Origin of the sequence: Streptomyces sp. NPDC002088 (assembly GCF_040296605.1) — a bacterium.
Lineage (GTDB): Bacteria > Actinomycetota > Actinomycetes > Streptomycetales > Streptomycetaceae > Streptomyces.
Genome location: NZ_JBEOXO010000017.1, coordinates 66627 through 91885, shown reverse-complemented (window position 1 = coordinate 91885; position 25259 = coordinate 66627). Strand labels below are relative to the sequence as shown.

The following is a 25259-nucleotide window of genomic DNA, read 5'->3' as shown; positions in this document are numbered from 1 at the left end:
ACTGCGACCAGCCCCCACCGGCCCGCGGGTTCACCGCGCTTCCAGCGGAGCGCTCAGGCCGTCCCGCTGATCCTCGGCAGGGAGGCCACGGAGGCCGTCAGAGCCGTGGTGGCGGTCGGAGCCGTGGTGGCGGTCGGCTGCTCCCCGGCCGGCCTCGCGTGCGCGGCCGCCGGCCTGGTGGACCGCAGCCGGTTGCTGACCGCCTCGTCCAGCGTCACCGGCCGCTGCATCTGCGCAGCGAGCCGCCCCGCCTCCTGGCCCAGCCGGGCGACGTCCTCCCACGGCAGCCGCACCACCAGCGAGATCTCCGCCTCGCCGTCCGGCATGGCCTGCATCGCGGGCAGGGCCTGAGGAGTAACTCGGTCGTTCATCGCCTGATCCTCACGTCGTCCCCGCGTCACGCCTTCCCCGCACCGCGGGCGGTTGACGACACATACGCACGTGCGGACGCCCGCGTTCACCGGTTCGCCCGGCGCATCGCGGGCAGTAGTCCCTTGTGGTCATCCCCGTTCATGACGTGAACCCGGTGCGCCGCACCCCCTGGGTGACGTACGCGCTGATCGCCGCGAACCTGGTCGTCTTCCTGTCCACGCCCGGCATCGCCGGCTCCGTGGCGGGCGGCAGCGATCTGGCCCAGCTCTGCCACCTGCAGGCCTTTCTGGACCACTACGCGGCGGTGCCCCGCGAGTTGATCCACCATCAGCTGCCGCGGGTCGTCCCGACGGGCGACGTCGGGGTCGGCGCGCAGGGCCCGGGCTGCGTGGTCGGTCCGCCGAGCTACGACAAGTCACCGCCGGTGTCCGTGTTCACCGCGATGTTCCTGCACGGCAGCTGGCTGCACCTGCTGGGCAACATGCTGTTCCTGCTGATCTTCGGCAACAACATCGAGGACCGCATGGGGCACGTCCGGTTCACGCTCTTCTACGTGGCCTGCGGGTACGCGGCCTCGTACGGCTTCGCGCTGTTCAACGACAACTCGGCCGACCCGCTGATCGGCGCGTCCGGGGCGATCGCGGGGGTGCTGGGCGCCTACCTTGTGCTGTATCCGAAGGCCAGGGTGTGGGTCCTCGTCCCGTTCCTGGTCTTCCTGCCGCTGCGGCTGCCGGCCTGGCTGGTGCTGGGCTTCTGGTTCGTGCTGCAGGCGGTGTACTCGTCCGGCGAGGGCGTCTCCGACGCGGGCACCGTGGCGTACGCGGCGCACATCGTCGGCTTCCTCGCCGGGATGCTGCTCGCCTGGCCGCTGCGGCCGGGTACGCCACCGCCTCCGGAGCCGCGCGGCCTGCTGTTCGGCAGGCGGGCACGGCCCCGGCACACGGGGTGAGGGCTGTCAGCGGGCGGTCTGGGTGTGGACGTACTCCACGAGGCGGGTCAGCGCGTCCGGGTCGGTGGAGGGCATGACGCCGTGACCGAGGTTGAAGACGTGACCCTCCAGGTTCGCGGCCGCGTCGAGGACCTCGCGCGTCTTGGTTTCGATGGCCTCGCGGGTGGCGAACAGGACGGTCGGGTCGAGGTTGCCCTGGAGCGCCTTGCCGGGCCCGACCCGGCGGGCGGCCTCGTCCAGCGGCACGCGCCAGTCGACGCCGACGACGTCCGCGCCCGCCTCACCCATCAGCCCGAGCAGTTCGCCGGTGCCGACGCCGAAGTGGATACGGGGGACGCCGTACTCCTCGACCGCCTGGAACACCTTGGCGGAGGCGGACATCACCGAGCGGCGGTAGTCCGCCGGGGACAGCGCGCCGGCCCAGGAGTCGAACAGCTGGACCGCGCTCGCGCCCGCCTCGATCTGGACCCGGAGGAAGGCGGACGTCATGTCCGCGAGACGGTCGAGCAGGTCGGCCCACAGCTCGGGGTCGCCGTACATCATCGCCTTGGCGTTCTCGTACGTGCGCGACGGACCGCCCTCCACGAGGTAGCTCGCGAGGGTGAAAGGCGCGCCCGCGAAGCCGATGAGGGGGGTGGAGCCGAGCTCGGCCGTGAGCAGGCCGATCGCCTCGGTGACGTAGCTGACGTCCTCGGGGGTCAGATCGCGCAGCTGGGCCAGGTCGGCGCGGGTGCGGATCGGATTCTGGACGACGGGGCCGACGCCCGGCTTGATGTCGAGGTCGATGCCGATGGCCTTGAGCGGGACGACGATGTCGCTGTAGTAGATCGCCGCGTCCACGTTGTGCCGGCGCACCGGCTGAAGCGTGATCTCGGCCACCAGCTCGGGCCGCGTGCAGGATTCCAGCATGGGAATGCCCTCGCGCACCTTGAGGTACTCGGGCAGCGAGCGACCGGCCTGCCGCATGAACCACACCGGCGTGTGCGGCACGGGCTCACGCCTGCACGCCTTCAGGAAGGGGCTGTCGTACGTCGCTGTCGGCTGCTTGCCCGAGGGGCTTCCGTTGGCACTCACGACGGCAAGTCTCGCACGGCGTCGGGGCCGCCCCCGGCCGGGGTGCGCGGTGCCGTGCGCCGGGGTGCGGGGTGCCGTGGGGGTGTCTTGCCCTGCACGAAGCCCCCGTTCCCCTTAATCTTCCCCGCATGGCTGCGGCTCAGGGACGACTGTCGGACGGCGCTGGCGACATGGACGAGGCGAAGGACACCGGGGAGGACTCCCGGCATACGAGCACGGCTCCACCGCCCTTCCGGGCCGCGGTGGAGGCGCTGAGAACCGCGCGGCTGCGTCCGCAGGTCGAGGTGGAGCCGACGCCCGCCCCGCAGCGGCTGGCTCCCTTCACGTACGCGCTGGAGGCTGCCGTCGTCGACGGCGACCAGGACCTGGCCGACGGCCGGCTGGTGCTGCTGCACGACCCGGCCGGGCACGACGCCTGGCAGGGCACGTTCCGGCTGGTGACGCTGGTGCGCGCGGAGCTGGAGGCGGAGATGGCCGCCGACCCGCTGCTGCCCGAGGTGTGCTGGTCCTGGCTGACCGGCGCGCTCCAGGCGCGCGGCCTGGCGTACGGCGAGCCGAGTGGCACCGTCACCCGCGCGAGCTCCCACTACTTCGGCGGGCTGTCCACGCGCCCCGCGGCCTCACAGATCGAGATCCGCGCCTCCTGGACACCCCGGGAGGGCCTGGGCGGGGTGCCGGACACCGCGGGCCACCTGGCGTCCTGGTGCGATCTACTGGCCCAGGTCGCGGGCCTGCCGCCGGCCGGCCCGGGCGACGCGTCGGTGGTGACGTTGCCGCAGCGGCGCGGGCCGCAGTCCCGGTGACGCCCGCCCCTCTCGACCCCGCTTGACTCCGCTGCCCCCCTTGGCCCGTTTCGTGGGCCGTTTTGGTGATCTCTTTGTCGATACGGCCACTTTCCGGCATTCAATGGAACCCGACCGGAACGATTCGATCTTCGGATGATCGATCGCGTGTCCGAATTGCACGGATTGTTACTCACTAGATCGTGATCATTCTCTAAAGGACGCCGGGTTTGGTGCCGAAGACGACTGTGACCTTGAAAGCACCTTTCGTCCCGGCTTCATCCCCGCCAGCCGGTACCGTCCCCCACCCAGGAGGCCTGGTGTCCGTTCTCCTCGAGCAGCCCGCAAGCCTGGTCGCCTACCGCCCGAACAAGCCCACCGCCATGGTGGTCGTGGCCGACCCACGCGTCCGCTCCACCGTCACCCGTCATCTGTGGGCGCTCGGTGTGCGCGATGTCATCGAGGCCTCGTCCATCGCGGAGGCTCGTCCCCGCATCGGCAACCCCCGCGACATCTGCGTCGCCGACGTCCACCTGCCCGACGGCTCCGGCCTCACCCTCCTGTCGGAGACCCGTGCGGCCGGCTGGCCCAACGGGCTCGCCCTGTCCGCCGCCGACGACATCGGCGCCGTACGCAACGCCCTCGCGGGCGGAGTCAAGGGCTACGTCGTCACCGGCACCCGTACGAACGTCGGGCTCCCCACCCGACCGGGCGCCGCCCCCATCGGCTCCGCCGCCGCCCGCCTGCACCGCCGCCCCCCGGGTGCCCCGAGCCACCCGGGCGGCTACCGCGAACTCTCCGGCCGCGAGGTCGAGGTGCTGCGGCTGGTCGCGGAGGGCCAGTCGAACAAGGCGATCGGCGTCTCCATGGGCCTGTCCGCGCTGACCGTCAAGAGCCACCTCGCCCGTATCGCCCGCAAGCTCGGCACGGGCGACCGCGCCGGGATGGTCGCGGTGGCGCTGCGGACCGGCATCATCCACTGATCGCGATCGCCGACCGCGATCATCGACCGACTGCGCCTACCGACTGCTCCCACCGAGTGCCCTGATCCAGTTGACTCGTCCAGTTCACCGACCGATCCGCTGACCGAATTCTCCGCTCGCGTCCGCCGCGCGAATTCACTGACACGTGTGATACGTGACTGGTTTGCGACCCTGAGGCGCCCGTCGACGGAACGTTCCGTCGACGGGCGCTGTCCATACACAGATACCCTTGACACGTGACCGACGCCCAAGAGACCGCAGCAGCCACGTCACTGCGAACCACCGGAGGCGCCCCTCCGGACGATGCCGGGTCTTCTGTTGACGGGGCGCCGATCCCTCTGCTCGAGCCGCGCGAGGGCATTCCGCCGGTGATCGCCGACGAGGCCTCCCTCGCCGAAGTGATCGCCGCCTTCGCCGCCGGTTCCGGCCCCGTCGCCGTCGACGCCGAGCGCGCGTCCGGCTACCGCTACGGCCAGCGCGCCTATCTGGTGCAGCTGCGCCGCGAAGGCGCCGGCACCGCGCTGATCGACCCCGTGGGCTGTCCCGACCTCTCCGCCCTGGGCGAGGCGCTGTCCGGCGTGGAGTGGGTGCTGCACGCGGCCACCCAGGACCTGCCCTGTCTGCGCGAGATAGGCATGGTCCCCACCGTGCTGTTCGACACCGAGCTGGCCGGGCGCCTCGCCGGGTTCCCCCGGGTCGGTCTGGGCGCCATGGTCGAGAGCGTCCTCGGTTTCGTCCTGGAGAAGGGCCACTCCGCCGTCGACTGGTCGACCCGGCCGCTGCCCGAGCCCTGGCTGCGTTACGCGGCTCTGGACGTGGAACTCCTTGTCGACCTGCGCGACGCGCTGGAGAAGGAGCTGGACCGGCAGGGCAAGCTGGAGTGGGCCCGGCAGGAGTTCGACGCGATCGCGTCGGCCCCGCCGCCGGAACCCCGCAAGGACCCGTGGCGGCGTACGTCCGGGATGCACAAGGTACGGCGGCGGCGCCAGCTCGCGGTGGTGCGCGAGCTGTGGCAGACCCGCGACCGGATCGCACAGCGCCGGGACGTCTCGCCCGGCAAGGTGCTCGGGGACGCGGCCATTGTCGAGGCCGCGCTCTCCCTGCCGGCCAACGCCCACGCCCTCGCCGCGTTGAACGGGTTCGGGCATCGCATGGGGCGGCGGCAGCTGGAGCAGTGGCAGGCGGCCGTCGATCGCGCCAAGGCGATTCCCGACGTGCAGTTGCCGCAGCCGGGACAGGCGGTGACCGGGCCTCCGCCGCCGCGGGCCTGGGCGGACAAGGATCCTGCCGCGGCGGCCCGGCTCTCCGCGGCGCGCTCCGCGGTTTCGGCGCTTGCCGAGGAGCTCAACATGCCTCAGGAGAACCTGATCACTCCGGACACCGTGCGGCGTGTTTGCTGGGAGCCGCCGAAGGTCGTCGACGCCGAGTCGGTCGGGGCGGCGCTGGTTGGGTACGGGGCGCGGTCCTGGCAGGTGGAGCAGGTTGCGCCGGTGTTGGTGGAGGCGTTGTCCGTCAAGGGCGCCTGAGCGCTCCGCTGGAAGCGCGCTGACGAACCCGCGGGCCGGTGGGGGCCGGTCGCGCCCACGCGGCGGAGCCGCATGTCGACACAGCCCCGCGCCCCTTACGGGGCGCGATACCGCACCGGACTTCGTCAAGGCTGCTCAGCCGCCGTAGCGGCTGCGGGCTGTGCGCGGCTTCAGGGGCGCCTCACCTCGTCGCTCCTCGCATGAAACCGTTGTAGATGTAGCGCTGCAGGGACAGGAAGACGATCAGCGTCGGCAGGATCACGAGGATCGCTCCCGCCGAGATCGTCTCCCAGTGGGCCCCGAAGGGGCCGCGGAAGCGGAACAGGGACGTCGAGATCACGCCAAGATCCTGGGAGGGCATGTAGAGGAAGGGGATGTAGAAGTCGTTGTAGACGGCTATCCCCTTCACGATCACGACGGTCGCGATCGCCGGTTTCAGCAGCGGGAAGATGATCTTCCGGTAGATGGTGAAGGCGTTGGCGCCGTCGAGGCGGGCCGACTCGTCCAGGGAGATCGGGATGGACCGTACGAACTGCAGGAAGATGTAGATCGACACGATGTCCGTGCCCATGTAGAGCGCGATCGGCGCCCACAGCGTGTCGAACATGCCGAAGCTGTTGACGATCTGGAAGGTCGCCACCTGTGTGGTCACCCCGGGGACCAGCGCGGCCAGCAGGAACAGGGCCACGACCAGCTTCTTGAAGCGGAAGGTGAAGCGGTCGATGGCGTAGGCGGTCATCGAGCCGATCAGTACCGTCCCGCCGATGGCGAAGACCAGGATGAAGGCCGTGTTGCCGAAGGCCTCGAGCATCCGGCCGTCCTGGAACGCCGTCACGTAGTTGTGGAAGTTGAGCGGGTCGTCGGGGAAGGTCAGGGCTCCGCTGCCGTTCGCCAGCTCCTTCGACGACTTCAGGGAGGTCAACAGGACGACGCCGAGCGGGAGCAGGACGACCAGCGTCGCGAGGACCAGCGACACGTACACGAGGCTGCGGGCCACCGCACGGCGCGTCATACGAGGTCCACCCTTTCGTCGGGGACGATGCGCCGTTGTATCCAGGTCACCGCCAGGATGATCAGCAGCAGGACGACGGCGGCAGCGGACGCGAGGCCCGTCTTGTTGAACTGGAAGGCCAGCTTCACGGTCTGGATCACGAAGGTCTCGGTGCCGGTGGCACCGCCGGTCATGATGTACGGGATCTCGAAGGCCGACAGCGAGCCGGAGACGGAGAGGATCACCGTCAGGGTCAGCACCGGCTTGATGCCGGGCACGATGATGTGGCGGAACTGGTGCCAGCGGTTCGCCCCGTCCAGTTCGGCGGCTTCGTACACCTCACCGGGGATGGACTGGATCGCGCCGAGGAAGAGCACGAAGTTCATGCCGAGATAGCGCCAGACGGAGACGCCCGCGAGGGACGTGTTCGCCGACATGGGCGTGCCCAGCCAGGCGTGGTCGGTGTGCACGCCGAACAGGCTCAGTACGGAGTCGAGGGTGCCGCCGTCCTGGAAGAAGTACAGGAAGACGAAGCCGATCGCGACCCCGTTGATCAGGGACGGGAAGAACAGCACGCCCTTGAAGAAGTTCCGGAAACGGATGTTGAAGCTCAGGACCGTCGCGAAGTAGAGCGCGGCGGCGATCTGCACGGCGGAGGCGACGAGGTAGTAGCCGCTCACGAAGAACACCTCGAAGAGGTCCTCCCGCGTGAAGATCTCGGCGTAGTTCTCGGCGCCGGTGTAGTGCAGTTCGGGGCTGACGCCGTCCCAGTCGGTGAAGCTGTACGCGACCATGTTGGCGATCGGCGCGTAGGTGAAGGTGACGAGGAGGGCGAGGGGAGCCAGCAGGAACAGCCAGGGGGTGAGGCCCCGCCACACGCGTGTGCCGCGTGGGGCGGGGGCGGGGACGGTCGGCCGAGGGGCCGGCCCCGTGGTCCCGGACGCCGCCTTCTCGGTGGTGTCCGTCATCAGGACCCCACGGTCTGCTGCGCGTCGGTCCACTTCTTGCCGAGGTCGTCCAGGAAGCCGTCCAGGTCGCCCTTCTTGGCGCCGCGCGCGAGGTCGACCAGGTCCTGGCGGTAGTCGGGCTTGTAGATGCCGACCTCGGACTCGTCGTCGAGGAGCTTGACCCGTGCTCCCGCGGAGTCGTCCAGCTCGATGAGCTTCACCCCGGCGTCCTCGTAGGGCTTGAGGACCGTCGGCAGGGAGGAGTTCTTGAGCGGGGAGAGGGCCAGATTGTCCTTGTCGTAGCCGGACTTGTCGGTGAACCAGTCGACCCAGGCGCGGGCCGCCTCCTTGTGCTTGGAGTGGACGTTGACGGCCTGGTTGTAGTCGGGGCTGACGACCGCGCAGAACTTGCCGTCCACCTGGGCCGGGAAGGGCATGAAGCCGATGTCGTCGGGGTCGGTCCCGGCCTGCTTGGCCGCGTCCTGGTACTGGATGATCGCCCAGGTACCGAGCCACTCCGTGGCGATCTCCCCCTTGGCCAGCCGTGGCTTGGACTCCTCCCAGTTGGTGGTCGTCGGGTCCTTCTCGGCGAGCCCGTCGTGCACGACGTCGTACAGCAGCTTGTCCCCGACGCGCAGGTCGGAGCCGTTCGCCCAGGGATCGCCCTCGGCCAGCTTGGTGGTCGCCTGGGTGTCGCAGTGCACCGAGCCGTTGACGTACGTCCAGGACGTCAGCGGCCACTGGGCGGCGAAGTTGGTGTAGTACGGGACCGCGTCGGTCTTCGTCTTGATCGCCTTCAGGTCGGCGATGAACTCGGCCGGGGTGGTGGGCCACTCGGTGATGCCGGCGTCCCGCCAGACCTTCTTGTTGTAGACGAAGCCGGGCGTCACGCCGATCGGGCTCTGCCCGTAGACCTTGCCGTCGACGGTGGTGAAGTCGGTGAAGCGGTACTTCTTGCTGCGTTCGGCCTCTGTGCCCAGCGAGGCGAAGAACTTGGGGTAGTCGTTCTTCTTGATCACCGCGGGGATCATGAGGACGTCGCCGTAGTTCTCCGTGTTCATCCGGATCTTGACTTCGGTCTCGTAGTTGGTGAGCGCCTGGAACTCGACCTTCACCTTGGGATAGGTCTTGTTGAACTCCGCGGCGTACTTCTTCATCGTGCCGTCCTGCACGAGGTCGGTCCGCTGGGTGAGGACCGTGATGGTTCCGCTGACCTTCGACGGGTCGACGGGCGCCTTGGCATCCGCGCCCTTCGACGTGCCTCCGGTGCCGGTGCACCCCGCGAGCATCAGGGCGGCTCCCACGGCGATGGCCAGGACTGTACGGCGGTTCATGTGCATCAGCTCCGTTCAAGGGACGGACGAGCACTGCGGGTTGGCTGATTCGGCACTCTGACAGCGCTTTCCTCAACCGGTAAAGTCCCATTCCCGCCAACGATGCGAATATGGCGCCCAATCCTGTGCTGGACCGGTTTAGGGAGTGCGCATGCTGGAGGCCACACCGCTCACCGAGGGATGGATCCTGAGGCACGACAGCGAGGCGCTGCCGGCCGTCGTGCCGGGCTGCGTGCACACCGATCTGCTGGCGGCGGGGGTGATCCCGGACCCCTTTCTCGGCCGTAACGAGGCCGAGGTGGCCTGGGTGGGGCGGCGGGAGTGGACGTACGAGCGGGAGCTGCGGGCCGCGCCGCCCGGGCACGAGCAGACCGACCTGGTCTTCGACGGCCTCGACACCGCCGCCGAGATCCGGCTGGACGGCCGGCTCCTGGGCCGGGTACGGAACATGCACCGCTCGTACCGCTTCCCTGTGACGGGGTTGAGCGGTCGGCTCAGCGTCCGCTTCGACTCCGCCTACGCCGAGGCCGAGGCCGTGCGCGGGAAGCTGGGCGAGCGGCCGGCCGCCTACGCCGAGCCGTACCAGTACCTCCGCAAGATGGCCTGCTCCTTCGGCTGGGACTGGGGGCCGACGCTGGTGACGGCCGGAATCTGGCGGCCGGTGCGCCTGGAGCAGTGGTCGACGGCCCGGATCGCCCGGGTCCGGCCGCTGGTGACCGTCGAGGACGGCCAGGGCGTGGTCGAGCTGCACGTCGACGTGGAGCGGAGCCGGGTCGAGGCCGAGCTCGCCGTGGAGGCCCGGGTCGGCGGGGTGCGGGCGCGCACGGAGATCGACGGGACGGCAGGGGTCGTACGACTGCAGGTGCCGGACCCGGAGCTGTGGTGGCCGCGCGGATACGGTGAACAGCCGCTGTACGAGGTTGAGTTGACGCTGCTGCACGGCGACGCCCCGCTCGACACCTGGCGTCGCCGCGTCGGCTTCCGGACGGTCGAGCTGGACACCTCCGCCGACGCGCACGGCACCGGTTTCACCTTGGTCGTCAACGGGGAGCGGCTCTTCGCGCGGGGCGTCAACTGGATCCCGGACGACGTGTTCCCCTCCCGGATCACGCGCGAGCGGTACCGGGAACGACTCGGCCAGGCCGCCGGGGCGGGCGTGGATCTCGTACGCATCTGGGGTGGCGGGATCTACGAGAGCGAGGACTTCTACGACGCCTGCGACGAACTGGGACTGCTGGTCTGGCAGGACTTCCCGTTCGCGTGCGCGGCCTATCCCGAGGAACAGCCGCTGCGGGGCGAGGTGGAGGCGGAGGCCCGCGAGAACGTCGTACGGCTGATGCCGCATCCGTCGCTGGTGCTGTGGAACGGCAACAACGAGAACCTGTGGGGGTTCCGGGACTGGGGGTGGGAGCCGGTGCTCGCCGGCGGTTCGTGGGGCGAGGGGTACTACCTCGGCGTACTGCCGCGTGTCGTCGCCGAGTTGGACCCGACACGGCCGTACACCGCCGGAAGTCCGTGGTCCGGGTCGTGGCGGCACCATCCGAACGATCCGGCGCACGGCACGCACCACTCGTGGGAGGTGTGGAACCGGGAGGACTACGCGGACTACCGGCTCCATGTGCCCAGGTTCGTGGCCGAGTTCGGCTGGCAGGCACCGCCCGCGTACGCCACACTGCGCCGCGCGCTGCCCGGCGAGGAGCTCGCGGCGGACTCCCCCGGCATGCTGCACCACCAGAAGGCGGACGACGGCAACGGCAAGCTGGAGCGCGGACTCGCCCGCCATTTCGCCGTTCCGGCAGACGACTTCGACCGCTGGCACTACCTCATGCAGGTCAACCAGGCGCGTGCGGTCGCCGCCGGGATCGAGCACTGGCGGTCGCACTGGCCGGTGTGCGCGGGCACCGTCGTCTGGCAGCTCAACGACTGCTGGCCGGTGACGTCCTGGGCGGCGGTCGACGGGGACGGCCGGGAGAAGCCGCTGTACCACGAACTGCGGCGGCTGTACGCGGACCGGTTGCTGACCTTTCAAGCGCGGGCGCGGGGGCTGGTGCTGGCGGCCGTCAACCAGGCGGCGGAGCGGTGGACGGGGACGCTGACCCTGCGACGGATGTCCCTCGAGGGGGAGTTGGTCGGCGAGGCGAGCGTGCGGCTCGCGGCCGAGCGGCGGAGTGTGGCCGAGGTGCGGGTGCCGGCGGAACTGGAGCCGGCCGGGCCGAAGGAGTTCCTGGTCGCTGACGCATGGGGGTCCCCCCGCTCGAGCGGAGCCGAGAATGGGGGAGGGCTGCGGGCCCTGCACTTTCCGGCCCCGGACCGTGACATCCCGTACCCGAGGCCGGAGTTCGACGTCGAGTCGGCGCCGGGCCGGATCACGGTGACGGCCCACACCCTCGTACGGGATCTGCTCCTTCAGGCCGACCGGCTGGATCCGGCCGCGCGGGCCGATCGCGGGCTGGTCACGCTGCTTCCCGGCGAACAGGTGACCATCGGGGTCAGCGGCTGGGAGACTCCTGACGCGGCCGCCGCCCGTGCGGCCCTGTACTGCGTGGAGCCCACCCGATGACCGCATCGCCGGTACCCCGCGTCACCATCAAGGACGTCGCCGCGCGCGCCGGGGTGTCCAAGGGTGCCGTGTCGCTCGCCTTCAACCACAAGCCGGGGCTGTCGGAGGCGACCCGGGACCGGATCTTCGCGGCGGCGCGGGAGCTGGGCTGGGCGCCCAACCTCACCGCCCGGTCGCTGTCCAGCTCGCGGGTGGACGTGGTGGGGCTGGCGATCTGCCGACCGGCCCGGATGCTGGGCCTCGAACCCTTCTACATGGAGTTCGTCTCGGGCGTGGAGAGCGTGCTGACCGAGCACTCCTGCTCGCTGCTGCTGCGGCTGGTGAAAACCCTGGACGAGGAGGTCGGACTCCAGGAGTCCTGGTGGCGAGGGCGGCAGATCGGCGGGGCGATCCTGGTGGACTTCCGCGCGGACGACCCCCGGGTGGCCGCGGCCGAGCGGCTCAGGATGCCGGTGGTCGCGGTCGGGCATCCGTCGCTGACCGGCTCGCTCACCAGCGTGTGGACCGATGACGCCACCGCCGTGACGGAGGCGGTGCGGTATCTGGCGGCCCTGGGCCACCGGCGCATCGCGCGGGTCGGCGGCGCGGCCGCCCTCGGACACACCGCGATCCGCACGGCCGCCTTCGACGAGGCGGCACGCGGTCTGGGGCTGGCCGGGGCGTCGCAGGTCGCCACGGACTACTCCGGCGAGGCCGGTGCCCGGGCCACCCGCTCACTGCTCACCGCCGCGCCGCCGGACCGGCCGACCGCGATCGTCTACGACAACGACATCATGGCGGTCGCGGGACTGTCGGTGGCGGCCGAGATGGGACTGCGGGTCCCCGACGACGTCTCCCTGCTGGCGTGGGACGACTCCCAGCTGTGCCGCCTCACCCACCCGACCCTGTCCGCCATGAGCCATGACGTGCACGGATTCGGCGCGGACGCGGCCCGTACGCTGTTCGGGGTGATCATGGGAGAGGGCCCGGGGTCGCATCAGGTGCCGACGCCCGTCCTCACTCCCCGGGGCTCGACGGCACCCCCGCGGATGTGACCTCGGCACGCCCGTGGATGTGACCTTCACCGCTCCCGCCTGGGGGACTGGGCAGCATGGTTACTCGTAAGTAGCATGGGGAGGTGAGCGCGCGCTCAGCCGCGTGTGCCGCGCAGCAGTGCCATCCCGCATCTGGAGGAGAGCCATCGTGCCTCGTACCGTCAGGGACGTCGTCTTCGTCGACGGCGTCCGCACCCCGTTCGGCAAGGCGGGCCCGAAGGGCATCTACCACGAGACCCGCGCCGACGACCTTGTCGTGAAGGCGATCCGGGAGCTGCTGCGCCGCAACCCGGGTCTCGACCCGAAGAAGATCGACGAGGTCGCCATCGCCGCGACCACGCAGATCGGCGACCAGGGCCTGACCCTTGGCCGTACGGCCGGCATCCTCGCGGGCCTGCCCCAGTCGGTCCCCGGCTACTCCATCGACCGCATGTGCGCGGGCGCGCTGACCGCCGTCACCACCACCGCGGGCTCCATCGCCTTCGGTGCGTACGACGCCGTCATCGCCGGTGGTGTCGAGCACATGGGCCGCCACCCCATGGGCGAGGGCGTGGACCCGAACCCGCGGTTCGTCAGCGAGAAGCTGGTCGACGAGTCCGCCCTGTTCATGGGTATGACCGCCGAGAACCTGCACGACCGCTACCCCACCATCACCAAGCAGCGCGCCGACGAGTACGCCGTGCGCTCGCAGGAGAAGGCCGCCAAGGCGTACGCCAACGGCAAGATCCAGCAGGACCTGGTGCCGATCTCGGTCCGCCGTACCAACGCAGAGGCCGGTGAGACGGGCTGGGGCCTGGTCACCGCCGACGAGCCGATGCGCCCGGGTACGACGCTGGAGAACCTGGCGAACCTCAAGACGCCGTTCCGTGTGCACGGCCGGGTCACCGCCGGTAACGCGGCCGGTCTGAACGACGGTGCGACCGCGTCGATCATCGCGTCCGAGGACTTCGCCCGCGAGAACAACCTGCCGGTGAAGATGCGCCTGGTCTCCTACGCCTTCGCGGGCGTCGAGCCGGAGGTCATGGGCTACGGCCCGATCCCGGCGACGGAGAAGGCCCTCGCCAAGGCGGGTCTGTCGATCGAGGACATCAACCTCTTCGAGATCAACGAGGCTTTCGCCGTCCAGGTGCTCGCCTTCCTGGAGCACTACGGCATCGCCGACGACGACGCGCGCGTCAACCAGTACGGCGGCGCCATCGCGTACGGCCACCCGCTCGCCTCGTCGGGTGTGCGTCTGATGACGCAGCTGGCCCGCCAGTTCGAGGAGCAGCCGAACGTCCGCTACGGCCTGACCACCATGTGCGTCGGCTTCGGCATGGGCGCGACGGTCATCTGGGAGAACCCGCACTTCGAGGGGGACAAGTGAGCACCACCGCAGAGCTTCTGAAGGGTGCGGCCGAGCTGTTCCCCGGCGAGGTCGTGACCTCGGCGCACGTCCGCCACCTCGACCTGCCGTACGGCGCCGGGCGCTTCGCGCTCATCACGCTGGACAACGGCTTCGACCACACCAAGCCGACCACCTTCGGCCCGGGCTCGCTGGCGAACCTCAACACCGCCATCGACCAGGTCGAGAAGGAGGCCGCGGCCGGCGAGATCGTCGGTATCGGCGTCACCGGCAAGCCGTTCATCTTCGCGGTCGGCGCGGACCTCAAGGGCGTCGAGCTCCTGAAGAACCACGACGACGCGCTCGCCATCGGCAAGGGCGGCCACGAGGTCTTCAAGCGCCTGTCCGCGCTCGCGGTCCCGACCTTCGCGTACTACAACGGTGCGGCGATGGGCGGCGGCGTCGAGGTCGGCCTGCACTGCAAGTACCGCACGGTCTCCAAGGCGCTGCCGGCGTTCTCGCTGCCCGAGGTCTTCCTCGGTCTGGTCCCCGGCTGGGGCGGCTGCACGATCCTGCCGAACCTGATCGGTGCCGACAAGGCCGTCTCGGTGATCATCGAGAACTCCCTCAACCAGAACAAGCAGCTCAAGGGCCAGCAGGTCTTCGACCTGGGCATCGCCGACGCCCTCTTCGAGGGCGCGGACTTCCTGGAGCAGTCGCTGATCTGGACCGCCCAGGTATTGAAGGGCGACATCGAGGTCGAGCGTCCGGTGATCGACCGCGGTGAGGCCTGGGACCAGGCCGTCGCGCGCGGCCGGTTCGTCGCCGACAGCAAGGTGCACGGCGCGGCTCCGGCCGCCTACCGCGCGCTGGACATCATCGCCGCGGCGAAGAACGGTGACCTGCAGCAGGGTTACGACGCCGAGGACAAGGCCCTCGCCGACCTCATCATGGGCGGCGAACTGCGTTCCGGTATCTACGCGTTCAACCTGGTCCAGAAGCGCGGCAAGCGTCCGGCGGGTGCGCCGGACAAGTCGCTCGCGCGTCCGGTCACCAAGGTGGGCGTCGTGGGCGCGGGCCTGATGGCCTCGCAGCTGGCGCTGCTGTTCCTGCGTCGCCTGGAGGTGCCGGTCGTGCTGACCGACATCGACCAGGAGCGCGTCGACAAGGGTGTGGGCTACGTCCACGCCGAGATCGACAAGCTGCTCGGCAAGGGCCGGATCAACCAGGACAAGGCCAACCGCCTCAAGGCGCTGGTGTCCGGTGTGCTGGACAAGGCCGAGGGCTTCGCGGACGCGGACTTCATCATCGAGGCCGTGTTCGAGGAGATCGGTGTCAAGCAGCAGGTGTTCGCGGAGGTCGAGGCGGTCGCCCCGGCGCACGCGATCCTCGCCACCAACACCTCCTCCCTGTCCGTGACGGAGATGGCGTCGAAGCTGAAGAACCCCGAGCGGGTCGTCGGCTTCCACTTCTTCAACCCGGTCGCGATCCTGCCGCTCCTCGAGATCGTGCGCGGCGAGCAGACCGACGACGCCGCGCTGGCCACGGCCTTCGGCGTCGCCAAGAAGCTGAAGAAGACCGCGGTTCTGGTGAAGGACGCCCCGGCGTTCGTCGTGAACCGCATCCTCACCCGCTTCATGGGCGAGATCCAGAACGTCATCGACGAGGGCACCCCGGTCGAGGTCGCGGAGAAGGCGGTCGAGCCGCTCGGTCTGCCGATGTCGCCGCTGGTCCTCCTTGAGCTCGTCGGTCCGGCGATCGGCCTGCACGTGTCGGAGACCCTCAACCGGGCGTTCCCGGACCGCTTCACGGTCTCCCCGAACCTCGCGGCCGTCGTCAAGGCGGGCAAGCGCGGCTTCTACGTCTACGACTCCGGCAAGCCGGAGCTGGACCCCGAGGTCGCCGCGCTGCTGAAGCAGGGCGATGTCGTCCTGACCGAGGAGCAGGTGCGGGAGCGCGTGCTGGACGCGGTCGCGCAGGAGATCGGGCTCATGCTCGACGAGGGCGTCGTCGCCGAGGCCCAGGACATCGACCTCTGCCTGATCACGGGCGCCGGCTGGCCCTTCCACCTGGGCGGCATCACGCCGTACCTGGACCGTGAGGGTGTCTCGGAGCGGGTGAACGGCAAGAAGTTCCTGGCGCCGGGCGTGGCGAGCGTGCCCGCGTAAGCGCTCTGTTCGGGATGCCTGAGGGGCGTGGGGCAACTGCGGATCGGCTGTGGCTGGTCGCGCCCACGCGGCGGAGCCGCATATCGGCTCAGCCCCGCGCCCCTTTTGGCTAGATCACCTGACGCCATGCTTCAAGGGCCAGGCCGGCTTCTTCCTTGCGGCGCGTGAGGTGCATGCGGTCCGGGTTGCCGGGGACGTACGCCGCCGCGACCACGCGGCCGTTCGCGTCCTCCGTCAGGGCGATGCGAGCGTCCGGGGGCAGGGACGGGCCCGACTCCGTCCACCAGGCGTCCGGCGACTCCAGCTCCGTGGGGTACGCGGCGAGGGCGATACGACCGCTGTCGGCGCGCTGGGCGAGCAACGTGCAGTCCACGTCGTCCAGTTGGTAGCGGATCGCCGCCACCAGGCCGGGGCCCGCCGCGTCGAGGATGCGTACCGGCGCGTCGTCGCCGCGCCAGGCGCACAGGGCGCCGTCCTCGTCCGTGAAGAAGAGCGTGTTGTGTTCCGGGGACGTGGGCAGGGCGCACAGGGTGTCGGGGCGGACCTGCGCCGGCTGCAGTTTCTCGTCCATGACCGGTGTCTCGCCTGGCTTCTCCTGGCGCGGGCGCAGGATGCCGTCGGGCGTCGCCGAGCCTGAGGGGCGGCCTGCGGGCGTCGCGTGCGCCCCTGGTCCGCATGAAGGAACTGCTGGTGGTCGACGGGGCCAACGTCGTCGGATCCGTGCCGGACGGCTGGTGGCGGGACCGGCGGGGTGCGGCCGAGCGGCTGCGCGACCTCCTGGTGGACCACGCCGAGCGGACCGGTGCCGATGTGGTCCTGGTGGTCGAGGGGGCGGCTCGGAGCGTGGAGTCCGTCCCCGACGTACGGGTCGAGTCGGCGGCCGGCAGCGGGGACAACCACATCGTGGCCCTGGTGAAGCGGGCGGAGCAGCCCGTGATCGCGGTCACTGCCGACCGTGAACTCCGGTGCAAGGCCAACACGTTGGGGGCGACGTGCGTGGGGCCACGGACGGTGCGCCCGTGAATCCGAGCTGTCGTCCGCGGCTCGGTGGAGGGCGTACATCGGGCACCTCCTGACACTTCGGTCGGGCATGTTCCCGCCTGCCCCGTCGCGTGGTTCCGAGGGGCGAGTGCGACCGTTAGATTCCCTTCACCGTTGCGTCCACCAGGGGGGCCACATGCGCACCGGACAGATCGTCGTGCTGTCGTTCCTGCTCACCGCGGCCATGCTCGTGGGCACCTCCCCGCAAGCCTCCGCCGCGAGCGCCACGTACCGGCTGTGGCACTGGAACATCGCCGGGAACACTCTGCACCGTGGCTCCGTGTCCGACGGGCTCGTCGGCTCCCTGGTCTCCTCGGTCCGCAACCGCAAGGCCGACCTGGTGTCGCTCAACGAGGTCTGCCGCGGGCAGTACAAGGCGATTCAGGACCGGCTCCGCAGTGTCGACTGGCCGTCCGATCGCGGCAATTTCTCCCGGTTCACCGCCACGCTGGGCCCGCGCAAGGGGCTGTGCCGGGGTTCGGAGCCGTACGGGATCGCGCTGTTCAGTAAGCGCCCGTTGGGCACGGCGAAGACCTACGTCCTGCCGTCCGACGGCGCGGCCGAGCGTCGCGCGCTGCTGTGCGCACCGCTCGCCGACCGGCCGAAGGTGACGTTCTGCACCACCCATCTGACGCCCCGCGCCGCCCCGGTGAACGGCCGGTCGCCCAACGACCGCCAGATCGCCGCCGTCCGGGCACGGCTCAACGCCTTCGCCGCGGCCGGCCAGTCCTATCTGGTGGCCGGTGACTTCAACGCCCAGCCGCACCACTCCCGGCTGAACCAGATGTACGCGTCGTCCGTCAGCTCCCCAGCGAACGGCGGCAACTGGGGCACGCACCGCGAACTGGACGACGCGGACCCCGGGCACTGCACCGGTCAGGGCGAGCGGACCTTCACCGTGCCCGCCGCCCGCCCCGGGCCGTGCGGCACCGGCGTCAAGCTCGACTACCTCTTCGTACGCGCCGCACAGATCAGCGGCGCGTACACGGCGGACTCGCTCGCGGTACCGACCTCGTGCCGCGGCATGCGTCTCTGCTCCGACCATCACGCCCTGATCGGTACGGTGACGCTGCGCCGCGGCCGGTGAGGCGGGGTCTCACACGTCCGATGCCGCGAGCTCCGCGATCGCGGTCGTTGCGCGGGCGCAGTTGTTGCGGTCCTCGAAGGCGAAGAACGCACGCGCCCGGTAGTCGTACACCGGCTCGCGCACACACCCGTTGCTGAGGTAGCGGATCACTTCGGTCACCACTTCCTCGACGTTGCCGCACACCGGTCCGAACCCGTCGTGCGCCGCCTCGAAGTACCCCTTCCTGGCGTGCTTCGCCCAGTACTCGTCCGGGTCGAACCGGGCATAGACGAGCGGCGTGCCGAGATAGGCCATGTCGAAGTGGACCGAGGACCAGTCCGTGATGAACAGGTCGCACTGGCGCAGGGCCGTCTGAACGCTGACCTTCGTCTGGTCCAGGCGCTGCACTCGGGGGTGGTCCGGTACGACCCCGTCGATCATGTTCCGCATCTCGTAGTGCGGAAGGAAGTCGAGCACGTAGTCGTAGTGCTCCAGTGCCTCCATCAGCTTCGGGTGACGCAGCAGCCGCACCATGAACTCCCGGTAGGTCGACTCCCGGAAGATCTCGTCGACGGCGTCCTGGTCGGCACCGTCCTGCTGGAGGTAAGAGGGGATCGTCAGGTACTTGCGCCAGGTGGGCATCAGCAGGACACGTCGTCGGCCGCGGTCCGGCTGCAGCGCGTCGAAGCGCGGAAAGCCCAGCGCCTGGGCCTGGTCTCCGTAGTGCATGTGCTCGGAGAAGTACTGGGCCTCCCGGTCGCTGGTCGCGAACACCAGGTCCACACCGGTCCGATTGCGGTGCAGGGCCTTGCTGCCGTCCTCGTCGGTGACCCCGTGCTGGAGGAAGACCCGCCTGGCCCCCACGCGCCAGTTGAGGTGCTTGAGGTACTTCGTGCGGTCCCAGCCGTCGGGGAGCATGTACGAGTCGATGTCGTAGGCGTTGATGAGCAGCGACGCGTGCAGCATGAGCAGCTTGTGCTTCCAGGAGCTGTGCGCCACCACGTTCCCCAGGCGCTTCAGCTTGGCCCGGTCCGCGCTGCCCTTCTCGATGACGTAGTAGGCCTTGCGGCGGCGCTCGTGCGTGCGCAGATACGTGAACAGGTGCAGGCTGTTGTCCTGTGCGGTGTCCTTGCGTTCGCCGATCAGCCAAATTTCCTTGCGGCGGAAGTACGCGAGCGTGGCCCGCCGGATGGCGCGGGCGCGCCAGAAGGGCGCCTTGCGCTTCTTCTGCTCCTGGTCCAGGCCCTCGAGGAACTCCTCCCAGGCCTTGTCGCCGTCCCGGCCCTGCGCCTCCCGGACGACCAGCACAGCATTGTCCTTGCCCTTCGACAACGGAAGGACCCAGCGGTCCGCGACCTTCATGGGACGGGCGCTGCGCAGCATCGCGGTGGTGGTCATGCACGGGCGCGAGACGTCACGGCCGGAGGTGCAGAACACCAGCTTCAGCGGGAACTCGCCGTCCTTGACGGCGTGTGCCGGGACGACCGCCTCGAATCCGCCCCAGGCAAGATCGTCACGCGTCGCCAGCAGGTCACTGCGCCACACCTGCTGCGCGGCCACCATCTGGCCGCTCTTCTCCACCCACAGCTGCAGGGGATTGCGCATGGGCCGGCTCATCGGGAGTCCGTTGAGCACGAACCGGCCGGCCACGACGATCCCGCCGGACTCGGGGTCCGCCTGGATCCGTTCCACGTGCACGCTGGTGGAGGAGACCTTCGTCAGCGGGAGCAGCGCGCTCGGCACCGCGACATCGAGGTAGAGGTCTCCGCCTCGTCCGTACACACCAGTGATCGCCTGCTCCGGGTGCGCGAAGAGTTCGTACCAGTTCATGTACATCGCCAGGAACGGCACCCGGTGGCGGGTGTCGTGGGTGGAGGCCACGACTGCGTCGGGCGTCACCTGCGTGTAGACAGCGCGGGCTCGCTGGAAGAGCTGGAACAGTTCCGCCTCGGGCAGGGCCTGCGGCGCGCGCAGGGCGAAACCCTGGTAGCTGCGCACCAGGAACCGGTTGAGGACCTCCTGCCGGTGGCCGGAGAGGCGGGGGCGGAGCGTCATCAGGTACTCCTCCAGAAGGAGGTGGTCCCAGTAGTTCGCCGTGCGCTCCCACAGCTTGTCCATCGTGGAGTCCTCGGCGGCGCGCTTGCGGTACCGGTAGACCGTGCTCGGCACCATCGCGATGCGGTCCGCGAGCAGCATGGCGGGAACCGAGAAGAACGCGTCCTCGAAGTGCACGCCTTCGCGGAACCGGATGTTGTTCGCGCGTATGAACTCGACGTCGAAGAGCTTGTGGCAGGCGCTTCCGCCGTGAATCATCTCCGGAATGTTCTCGATTCCGGGATGCACCTGGACATTCGTCCCGAAGTAGCGGAGCCAGGGCCAGTTGGTCTCCTCCGGGAACGTCTCCATCCGTCCGATGGTGAGCGGCACGCGCTCCTTGGCCGCGGTCCGCCACATGGTTTCCAGGGCATCGTCGGGCAGTACGTCGTCGGAGTCGCAGAACGTGATGTAGCGGGCGCTGACCAGGTCCATTCCTGCGTTCCTGGCCCCGCCGGCCTTTCCCTCGGGGTGCACGAACGCCCATACGTTCGGATGCTGTGCGGCAAATTGCGCGGCAATGGCGGGCGAGCTGTCGCTGCTGCCGTTGTCGACCAGGATCACCTGGCAGCGGTCGAATATCGTCTGGCGGGCCAGCGAGTCCAGGCACTCCTGGAGATATCTCTCCACGTTGAAGATGGGGACGACGACGGCGACGACGTAGACGGGATCGAACACGTATGACTCCTGTTTTCTGCCGAATACCCCATTTCTGGAGCGGACCCTGATCAGTGCTGGGTGGACTCGATGACGAGTTGGGCGTTCCCGCCGTCGGCGGTGATGCGCGTGAGGCCGTGGAACCCGGTGACGGGCGGCTGCTGGACCAGGGCCGGAGAGACAGCGCAGGGGCGCGAGACGTCCCTGCCCCGGGTGCACAGCACCAGACGCACGGGGAAGGAGCCGGCCGGGAACTCCCGGGGGTCGAGGGTGACGCTGAAGACGGCTCCCGCCTGGCCCGGCCGGTCGTGGGCCTGCCCGTGGTTCACCGCCGGAAGGGTCTTGCCGCTCCGTTCGAACCAGACCTGCAGTTCGAGCTTGGCCAGCAGTTCGTCGGGGACCCCGTTGACCGAGAAGCGGCCGTGGACCACCGCCGTCCCGCCCTCACCGGCGGAGACTCCCTCGATCCGGGCCGGAACGGACGTGACCTTCGTGAGCGGCAACCCCCAGGACGTCCCCGGGTAGTCGATGTAGAGGTCCCCTTCACGGCCGAAGACCGAGCCGAGGACGGAAGCCGGACGGTAGAAGAGGTCGAAGTCCCCGAAGTGCAGCGCGAGATAGGGGAGTCGGTGCCTGGTGTCGTGCGTGCTGCGGGCGAACTGCTCCGAGGTGATCCCCCAGTAGAGCGTGCGGCAGCGCTCGAAGAGCTGCCGGCAGTCGGATTCACCGAAGACCCGCGGCGCCCTCAGCAGGAAGCCCTGCATGCTGCGGACGAGGAACCGCTCCAGCGTCTCCTGCTGGTACGGCGTGAGTCCCTGGCGCATGCCCGCGAGGTACTCCAGCATCGTCAGCTGGTCGACATAGTTCTGCGGGAGGTCCCAGATAGTGTCCATGACAGAGGTGCCGTCGCCGCGCCTGCGGTACTCATAGACGGGAGCGTCGACCAGCGCGATGCGCTCCGACAGCAGCAGCGCGGGCAGCGAGACATAGGCGTCCTCGAAGGCGGTGCCGGTACCGAACCGGATGCCCTGAGAGCGCAGCAGGTCGAGGTCGAAGATCTTGTTCCAGCAGGACGCCGAGTGGATCAGGTCAGGAATGTCGACGACGCTGCCCACCGTCTTGACGTTCTTGCCGAAGTACTTGTGCCACGGCGCCTTGACCGGCTTCGGGAAATGCTTCTCGCGGCCCACGACGACCGTGGCCCTGGTCTTGATGATGGTGTTCCGGAGCACTTCCAGGGACCGCTCGGGCACGATGTCGTCGGCGTCCCAGAAGACGATGTACGGCGTCGCGGCCATGTCCATGCCCATGTTGCGCGCGTCGCCGGCCCGGCCCTGAGGCTGCGCGACCAGGTCGACGTTGGAGTGCCGGCCGGCGAATTCACTCGCGATCGCCACCGACTGATCACTGCTGCCGTTGTCGACGAGAATCACATGGGCACGCGCGAAAGCCGTCTGTGCGGCCACCGACTCCAGAAATTCGGCGAAGAAATTCTGGACGTCGCAGAACGGCACGACGACAGTCACGTCACGGTTGGCTTGGGACATACTTCCTCCTGGCACACCACATCAATGATTCAATCCCCGAACGAGACGATCGATCGCTTCCGACGCCCTCACGTTGTTCTGCTGGTCCCGGTACTCGAAGAACTTCTCGACCCGCCGCAGATACTCGGGCTCCCTCGCACACCCTCCCCGCACATAGCGGACCACTTCGCCTACGACCTCTTCGACGGTTTCACCGACCGGCCCGAATCCATCCCGGCGGGCATCGAAATAGCCCTTCTGGTAATGCCCGTCCCAGTACTCCTCGGCATCGAACTGCGCGTAGACCAAGGGAGTTCCGAGGTAAGCGACATCGAAGGCGGTGGACGACCAGTCCGTGATGAAGAGATCGCAGCGCCGCATGGCCTCCTGCACACTGACCTCGTTCTGGTCGATGATCCGGACCCGGTCGTGGTCCGGCACCATCTCGCCGACCATCGCGCGCATTTCGTAGTGCGGCAGGAATTCCAGTGTGTAGTCGTACCGGTCCAAGGCGGCCAGCAGATCCGGGTCGTTCAGGAAGCGGACCATGAATTCCCGGTAGCTGGAGCCGAGGAACCGGTCGCGCACGGCCTGTCGCGCCTCGCGACCGCCGCCGTCACGGCTGTACGAGGCGACGGTCAGATAGGCGCGCCATGTCGGCATGAACAGGATGCGGCGCCCGCCGCGACCGGGGACCAGCGCGTCGAAGCGGGGGAAGCCGATGACCTCGACCTGTCCCTCGTAGCCGAGTTCCTCCGACAGGAACCACCCCTCGTGCCGGCTCACCGCGAGAATAAGGTCGACGCCCGTGCGGTTGCGGTGCAGGCCCTTGCTGACGTCCTTGTCCGTCACACCGTGCTGAAGGAAGACCCGGCGGGCGCCCACCCGCCAGTTGAGGTGCTTGAGGTAGCGGGTCCGGTCCCAGCCGTCGGGCAGCATGTAGGTGTCGATGTCATAGGCGTTGATCAGCGCGGACGCGTGCAGCATCAGCAGCTTGTGCTTCCAGGAGCTGTGCGCGACGACGTGCCCGAGTCCCGCCAGGTGGGCTCGGTCGGGGCTGCCGGCCCGGATGACGTAGTACGCCCCGCGCCGCTTCCCGGCGGTGCGCGCGTGCCGGAACAGGTGCCAGCTGTTGTCCTGCGCGGTGTCCCCCCGCTCACCGAACAGCCAGATGTCCCGGCCGAGGAACAGTGGCTTCAGCGGCTTCGTGAACAGCCGTATCAGGCGCTGCTTCCAGAACGGCCGACGGCGCAGCACGTGCTTGGCGTCCTTGGCGAGGAGGCTGCCCAGAATGCCGCGCCTGCTGAGCCGGCGCGCCGTGCCGGAGACCATCAGGATCGCCCGGTTCTTCCCCTTCCAGTGCGGCACCACCCGTATCCCGCCGTGCTCGACGACGCGCGCCCCGCGCAGGTAGCCCGCGGCGACCAGGCACGGGGTGACCGCCTGGCCGCCCTCGGTTTCGAGAACGAATTCGAGGTCGTGGACACCCTGCCGAAGGGCGTCGAGGGGCAGGTCGGCGGTGAAGCCGCCCCACTCCGTGTCGGGCCGCGTGTTCTTCATGTCCCGCCGGCGGACCTGCGTGGCCAAGACGCTGAGGCGGCTCCCCCGGACGCGCAGGCCGAGGCGCCCCGCCAGGGGCCGGACCATGGGCATGCCGCAGACCTCGAACCGTCCGGAGAGCCGCAGCGTCCCGGTTCCCGGCACCCGGCGGACGTGCTCCAGATGGGCGGTGAAGGGCGCGGCCTGCGCCAACGGAGACAACCGGTCCGGCAGCTCGTCGGTGATGTACGGGCGGCCGTCGCGCACGGAGAGCTTGTGCAGCCTGGCCGCCCGGTCCGCGAAGAGGCCGAAGTCCCCGGTGATGAAGGCGAGATAGGCCACGCGATGGCGCGCATCGGCGGTGGCCCTGACGACCACGTCGGGCGAGACGTCCCAGTAGACCGCGCGGCACCGCGCGTAGATGTCCTCCAGCTCCGCCCCCTGGAAGAGGTCAGGTGCCCGGAGCGCGAAGCCCTGGTAGCTCCGCACCAGGAAGAGGTGGAGCACGGCTCGCGAGGATTCCGGGAGGCTCGCGCCCAGCCGGTGCAGGTACTCCACGAGCTGGAGGTGGTCCCAGTAGTTCTGCCGCCGCGTCCAGATCGCGTCCATGGTCGAGTTCCCCGCGGCGCGCTTGCGGTACTGGTAGACACACGCGTCGACCAGGGCGAGCCGGGTGGCGAGAACGAGCGCGGAGACGCCGACATAGGCGTCCTCGAAGTGGACGCCTTCCGCGAAGCGGATGCCATGGGAGCGCAGGTAGGAAAGGTCGAAGAGCTTGTTGCAGGCGCTCGCGCTGTGCACCAGTTCGGGCATCTCGGCAAGGCTGCCGAACGTCCGGTCGCCCTTTCCGAAGTGGTCCTTCCAGGCCCAGTTGGTCGGCTTGGGGAACGTCTCCATCGCGCCCACCACGACCTGCGCACCGGTCGCCAGGGAGGTGTCCAGCATGCGTTCGAGCGCGGTGGGCGGCAGCACGTCGTCGGAGTCGCAGAACGTGATACGCGGACTGGTCGCCCGGTCCATCCCGAGGTTGCGGGCCGCTCCCGCGCCGCCGCCGTGGCGCACCAGCACCGTGGTGTTGGCATGCCGGCGGGCGAACTCCGCGCAGAGCCGGTAGGAGCCGTCCGTGCTGCCGTTGTCGACGAGCATGACCTCGCAGCGCTCGAACACCGTCTGCGCCTCGATGGAGTCCAGGCACTCCTGGAGGTACTGCTCCACGTTGTAGACCGGCACGACCAGCGTGACGTCATAGGAATTCATGCGCGACGGAACTCACTCGCAGGCGGCGCGACAGG

General features: G+C 69.4%; 19 protein-coding genes. 10 read left to right on the top strand and 9 right to left on the bottom strand.

Annotated elements, in window-relative coordinates:
* Positions 1 to 53: 53 nt before the first annotated feature.
* Positions 54 to 371: a hypothetical protein gene (locus tag ABT114_RS30985; RefSeq protein WP_351146192.1), complete on the bottom strand. Its 318-nt coding sequence runs from the start codon at positions 369 to 371 to the stop codon at positions 54 to 56.
* Positions 372 to 496: 125 nt separating this feature from the next.
* On the opposite strand from ABT114_RS30985, the gene ABT114_RS30980 reads away from it, so the two are divergent.
* A complete protein-coding gene (locus tag ABT114_RS30980) occupies positions 497 to 1321 on the top strand; it encodes a rhomboid family intramembrane serine protease (protein ID WP_351146191.1) in 825 nt (274 codons plus the stop codon).
* A 6-nt stretch (positions 1322 to 1327) separates the two neighbouring features.
* Here the strand turns inward: ABT114_RS30980 and hemE are convergent, their stop codons facing one another.
* The gene (gene hemE / locus ABT114_RS30975; protein WP_351146190.1) at positions 1328 to 2395 is read right to left on the bottom strand and encodes a uroporphyrinogen decarboxylase; all 1068 of its coding nucleotides are present in this window, start codon (positions 2393 to 2395) and stop codon (positions 1328 to 1330) included.
* Between the two features lie 128 nt (positions 2396 to 2523).
* Here hemE and ABT114_RS30970 point away from each other — a divergent pair, with 128 nt between their 5' ends.
* The 3 genes from ABT114_RS30970 (at position 2524) to ABT114_RS30960 (ending at position 5686) form a co-directional block, all read left to right on the top strand.
* The gene (locus tag ABT114_RS30970) at positions 2524 to 3198 is read left to right on the top strand and encodes a DUF3000 domain-containing protein (protein ID WP_351146189.1); all 675 of its coding nucleotides are present in this window, start codon (positions 2524 to 2526) and stop codon (positions 3196 to 3198) included.
* 299 nt (positions 3199 to 3497) lie between these two features.
* Positions 3498 to 4160, top strand: coding sequence for a response regulator transcription factor (locus ABT114_RS30965; RefSeq protein WP_189715754.1), 663 nt, complete (start codon positions 3498 to 3500; stop codon positions 4158 to 4160).
* A 236-nt stretch (positions 4161 to 4396) separates the two neighbouring features.
* Complete coding sequence (locus tag ABT114_RS30960; RefSeq protein WP_351146188.1) at positions 4397 to 5686, top strand: HRDC domain-containing protein; 1290 nt, start codon at positions 4397 to 4399, stop codon at positions 5684 to 5686.
* Between the two features lie 181 nt (positions 5687 to 5867).
* On the opposite strand, the gene ABT114_RS30955 is transcribed toward ABT114_RS30960, so the two are convergent.
* From ABT114_RS30955 to ABT114_RS30945, 3 genes are read right to left on the bottom strand one after another with little or no spacing between them, the layout of a single operon-like run.
* The gene (locus ABT114_RS30955; protein ID WP_351146187.1) at positions 5868 to 6698 is read right to left on the bottom strand and encodes a carbohydrate ABC transporter permease; all 831 of its coding nucleotides are present in this window, start codon (positions 6696 to 6698) and stop codon (positions 5868 to 5870) included.
* Positions 6695 to 7645 carry a carbohydrate ABC transporter permease gene (locus tag ABT114_RS30950; protein ID WP_351146186.1) on the bottom strand — a complete coding sequence of 317 codons (951 nt, stop codon included), beginning with the start codon at positions 7643 to 7645 and terminating at the stop codon, positions 6695 to 6697. Before ABT114_RS30950 ends, ABT114_RS30955 begins: the two co-directional genes overlap by 4 nt.
* On the bottom strand, positions 7645 to 8958 hold the full coding sequence (locus ABT114_RS30945) for an ABC transporter substrate-binding protein (protein ID WP_351146185.1): 1314 nt from the start codon (positions 8956 to 8958) through the stop codon (positions 7645 to 7647). The genes ABT114_RS30950 and ABT114_RS30945 overlap by 1 nt, the downstream gene beginning before the upstream one ends.
* A 151-nt stretch (positions 8959 to 9109) precedes the next feature.
* Between ABT114_RS30945 and ABT114_RS30940 the strand changes: the two genes are divergently transcribed.
* From ABT114_RS30940 to ABT114_RS30925, 4 genes are all read left to right on the top strand, one after another.
* Positions 9110 to 11518: a glycoside hydrolase family 2 protein gene (locus ABT114_RS30940; protein ID WP_351146184.1), complete on the top strand. Its 2409-nt coding sequence runs from the start codon at positions 9110 to 9112 to the stop codon at positions 11516 to 11518.
* Complete coding sequence (locus tag ABT114_RS30935; protein WP_351146183.1) at positions 11515 to 12552, top strand: LacI family DNA-binding transcriptional regulator; 1038 nt, start codon at positions 11515 to 11517, stop codon at positions 12550 to 12552. The genes ABT114_RS30940 and ABT114_RS30935 overlap by 4 nt, the downstream gene beginning before the upstream one ends.
* A gap of 148 nt (positions 12553 to 12700) precedes the next feature.
* The gene (locus ABT114_RS30930) at positions 12701 to 13918 is read left to right on the top strand and encodes a thiolase family protein (protein ID WP_351146182.1); all 1218 of its coding nucleotides are present in this window, start codon (positions 12701 to 12703) and stop codon (positions 13916 to 13918) included.
* Positions 13915 to 16044 carry a 3-hydroxyacyl-CoA dehydrogenase NAD-binding domain-containing protein gene (locus tag ABT114_RS30925; protein WP_351146181.1) on the top strand — a complete coding sequence of 710 codons (2130 nt, stop codon included), beginning with the start codon at positions 13915 to 13917 and terminating at the stop codon, positions 16042 to 16044. Before ABT114_RS30930 ends, ABT114_RS30925 begins: the two co-directional genes overlap by 4 nt.
* 109 nt (positions 16045 to 16153) lie before the next feature.
* On the opposite strand, the gene ABT114_RS30920 is transcribed toward ABT114_RS30925, so the two are convergent.
* Positions 16154 to 16615 (bottom strand): hypothetical protein, encoded by a 462-nt coding sequence (locus ABT114_RS30920; protein ID WP_351146180.1) that lies wholly within the window; start codon positions 16613 to 16615, stop codon positions 16154 to 16156.
* A 104-nt stretch (positions 16616 to 16719) separates the two neighbouring features.
* Here ABT114_RS30920 and ABT114_RS30915 point away from each other — a divergent pair, with 104 nt between their 5' ends.
* Both ABT114_RS30915 and ABT114_RS30910 read left to right on the top strand, forming a co-directional pair.
* The gene (locus ABT114_RS30915; protein ID WP_351146179.1) at positions 16720 to 17067 is read left to right on the top strand and encodes a P-loop NTPase family protein; all 348 of its coding nucleotides are present in this window, start codon (positions 16720 to 16722) and stop codon (positions 17065 to 17067) included.
* Positions 17068 to 17221: 154 nt separating this feature from the next.
* The gene (locus ABT114_RS30910) at positions 17222 to 18172 is read left to right on the top strand and encodes an endonuclease/exonuclease/phosphatase family protein (protein ID WP_351146178.1); all 951 of its coding nucleotides are present in this window, start codon (positions 17222 to 17224) and stop codon (positions 18170 to 18172) included.
* A 9-nt stretch (positions 18173 to 18181) separates the two neighbouring features.
* On the opposite strand, the gene ABT114_RS30905 is transcribed toward ABT114_RS30910, so the two are convergent.
* The 3 genes from ABT114_RS30905 to ABT114_RS30895 are packed head-to-tail and all read right to left on the bottom strand — an operon-like array spanning position 18182 to position 25224.
* A complete protein-coding gene (locus ABT114_RS30905; RefSeq protein ID WP_351146177.1) occupies positions 18182 to 20923 on the bottom strand; it encodes a bifunctional glycosyltransferase/CDP-glycerol:glycerophosphate glycerophosphotransferase in 2742 nt (913 codons plus the stop codon).
* A gap of 50 nt (positions 20924 to 20973) precedes the next feature.
* Positions 20974 to 22449 (bottom strand): glycosyltransferase family 2 protein, encoded by a 1476-nt coding sequence (locus tag ABT114_RS30900; protein WP_351146176.1) that lies wholly within the window; start codon positions 22447 to 22449, stop codon positions 20974 to 20976.
* Positions 22450 to 22470: 21 nt separating this feature from the next.
* Positions 22471 to 25224 carry a bifunctional glycosyltransferase/CDP-glycerol:glycerophosphate glycerophosphotransferase gene (locus ABT114_RS30895; protein ID WP_351146175.1) on the bottom strand — a complete coding sequence of 918 codons (2754 nt, stop codon included), beginning with the start codon at positions 25222 to 25224 and terminating at the stop codon, positions 22471 to 22473.
* Positions 25225 to 25259 lie beyond the last annotated feature (35 nt).

Bases quoted from the DNA above. Each gene is read 5' to 3' on its own strand.
- ABT114_RS30985 (WP_351146192.1), bottom strand. From the start codon at position 371: ATGAACGACCGAGTTACTCCTCAGGCCCTGCCCGCGATGCAGGCCATG.
- ABT114_RS30970 (WP_351146189.1), top strand. From the start codon at position 2,524: ATGGCTGCGGCTCAGGGACGACTGTCGGACGGCGCTGGCGACATGGAC.
- ABT114_RS30955 (WP_351146187.1), bottom strand. From the start codon at position 6,698: ATGACGCGCCGTGCGGTGGCCCGCAGCCTCGTGTACGTGTCGCTGGTC.
- ABT114_RS30950 (WP_351146186.1), bottom strand. From the start codon at position 7,645: ATGACGGACACCACCGAGAAGGCGGCGTCCGGGACCACGGGGCCGGCC.
- ABT114_RS30945 (WP_351146185.1), bottom strand. From the start codon at position 8,958: ATGAACCGCCGTACAGTCCTGGCCATCGCCGTGGGAGCCGCCCTGATG.
- ABT114_RS30940 (WP_351146184.1), top strand. From the start codon at position 9,110: ATGCTGGAGGCCACACCGCTCACCGAGGGATGGATCCTGAGGCACGAC.
- ABT114_RS30935 (WP_351146183.1), top strand. From the start codon at position 11,515: ATGACCGCATCGCCGGTACCCCGCGTCACCATCAAGGACGTCGCCGCG.
- ABT114_RS30920 (WP_351146180.1), bottom strand. From the start codon at position 16,615: ATGGACGAGAAACTGCAGCCGGCGCAGGTCCGCCCCGACACCCTGTGC.
- ABT114_RS30915 (WP_351146179.1), top strand. From the start codon at position 16,720: ATGAAGGAACTGCTGGTGGTCGACGGGGCCAACGTCGTCGGATCCGTG.
- ABT114_RS30910 (WP_351146178.1), top strand. From the start codon at position 17,222: ATGCGCACCGGACAGATCGTCGTGCTGTCGTTCCTGCTCACCGCGGCC.
- ABT114_RS30900 (WP_351146176.1), bottom strand. From the start codon at position 22,449: ATGTCCCAAGCCAACCGTGACGTGACTGTCGTCGTGCCGTTCTGCGAC.
- ABT114_RS30895 (WP_351146175.1), bottom strand. From the start codon at position 25,224: ATGAATTCCTATGACGTCACGCTGGTCGTGCCGGTCTACAACGTGGAG.